2 protein-coding genes are annotated in these 1,937 nt (G+C 65.3%); one reads left to right on the forward strand and one right to left on the reverse strand.

The features are described 5' to 3' along the window. Positions 1 to 208: 208 nt before the first annotated feature. Positions 209 to 1,591, reverse strand: a complete 1,383-nt coding sequence (locus D7T59_RS05930) for an L-serine ammonia-lyase (RefSeq protein ID WP_093999701.1) — start codon at positions 1,589 to 1,591, stop codon at positions 209 to 211. A 100-nt stretch (positions 1,592 to 1,691) separates the two neighbouring features. Here D7T59_RS05930 and D7T59_RS05935 point away from each other — a divergent pair, with 100 nt between their 5' ends. Next, entirely contained in the window at positions 1,692 to 1,922 is a 231-nt protein-coding gene (locus D7T59_RS05935) for a glutaredoxin family protein (protein WP_180853491.1), read from the forward strand. The last annotated feature ends 15 nt before the right edge of the window (positions 1,923 to 1,937 follow it).

A 1,937-nucleotide genomic window follows, 5' to 3' on the forward strand; every position in this document is an offset into this window, starting at 1 on the left:
TCTGGGGCGAAAGGTTTGGTGTGGTAACCACCATTCTCCTCAGATGCCCCGGGTGAACAACCTACCGGGAAGTCACAGTTAGTCGACTGCTCTTCTGTTAGTCGACTGCTCTTCGTTCAGATCGCGAGAATCCCGCGCTGCGCGCGATAGTCGACTGACAGTCGACTCTACCTGCGGCCCGGCGTCATCGCGCCGGGCCTGGTCGACCTCAGCACTCGATGACGTTCACCGCCAGCCCACCACGGCTGGTTTCCTTGTACTTGTCCTGCATGTCGCGGCCAGTATCGCGCATGGTCTTGATGACCTTGTCCAGCGACACCTTGTGCTTGCCGTCGCCACGCATCGCCATGCGCGAGGCATTGATCGCCTTCACCGCGCCCATGGCATTGCGTTCGATGCACGGAATCTGCACCAGGCCACCGATCGGGTCGCAGGTCAGGCCGAGGTTGTGTTCCATGCCGATTTCCGCAGCATTCTCGATCTGGCTGGGGTTGCCGCCGAGCGCGGCGACCAGGCCGCCGGCGGCCATCGAGCAGGCCACCCCCACTTCGCCCTGGCAGCCGACTTCGGCGCCGGAGATCGAGGCGTTCTCCTTGTACAGGATGCCGATCGCCGCCGAGGTCAGCAGGAAGTCGAACACGCGCTGCTCGTTGGCGCCCGGGCAGAAGCGATCGAAGTAGTGCAGCACCGCTGGCAGCACGCCGGCAGCACCATTGGTCGGTGCGGTCACCACGCGACCACCGGCGGCGTTTTCTTCGTTCACCGCCAGTGCGTACAGGTTGACCCAGTCCAGCGTGGTCAGCGGATCGCGCATGGCCGCTTCCGGCTTCGACGACAGCTCACGGTACAGCGCCGGTGCACGACGGCCGACCTTCAGGCCACCCGGCAGCACGCCTTCCTCGCGGATGCCACGGGTGACGCACGACTGCATCGCGCTCCAGATCTCGCGCAGGTTGGCGCGGATCTCGTCTTCGCTGCGCCAGCACTTCTCGTTCTCGAACATCAGCTGGGCGATGCTCAGGCCGCTGCGTGCGGTCTGCGCCAGCAGTTCGTCGCCGCTCTTGAACGGGTAGGGCAGCGGGGTCTCGTCGGGCACGATGCGGTCATCGGCCGCGTCGTCCTGGTTGACCACGAAGCCGCCACCGACCGAGTAGTAATCGCGGGTGGCGATTACTTCGTCCTCGGCGTTGTACGCGGTGAAGCGCATGCCGTTGGTGTGGTATGGCAGCTTCTGGCGCTTGTTCATGCCGAGGTCGCGTTTCTCGTCGAAGGCGATTTCGTGCTGGCCCATCAGCTGGATGCGCTTGCTGCTGCGGATGCGCTCCAGCGTGGCCGGAATGATGTCCGGGTCGATCAGGTTCGGCCGCTGGCCTTCCAGGCCCAGCAGGATCGCCTTGTCGGTGCCATGGCCGCGGCCGGTCAGCGCCAGCGAGCCATAGACATCGGCGCGGATGCGCGCAACTTCGTGCAGGCGACCCGGGTCGAGCAGCCAGCGATGGATGAATCGCTCGGCGGCCTTCATCGGCCCGACGGTGTGCGAGGAGCTCGGGCCAATGCCGATCTTGAAAACGTCGAACGTGCTGACAGCCATGGTTGCCGTACTGCGGGTACCGGAGGAGACCGTTATTCTAGCGGTTCATGCCGCACTTCCATGGCTGCGGCGCAGCATTTCGGCAGAGGGAGCAAAACCGGTGTTGACCCTGTTCCAGCGCGACGACTGCCACCTGTGCGACATGGCCCTGGCTGAACTGGCCAAGGCGCGGGCACCGGAGTTCGAATCGGTGTTCCTGGACGATCAGCCGGCGCTGGAAGCGCGCTACGGCGCGCGGGTGCCAGTGCTGCGTGACGAGACTGGCGGTCGTGAGCTGGACTGGCCGTTCGATGCGGCCCGTGTGCAGGCCTGGCTGGCCGGCGATCGGTAGTGCCGGCCGCTGGCC

Origin of the sequence: Stenotrophomonas maltophilia (assembly GCF_013464915.1) — a bacterium.
Lineage (GTDB): Bacteria > Pseudomonadota > Gammaproteobacteria > Xanthomonadales > Xanthomonadaceae > Stenotrophomonas > Stenotrophomonas maltophilia_AT.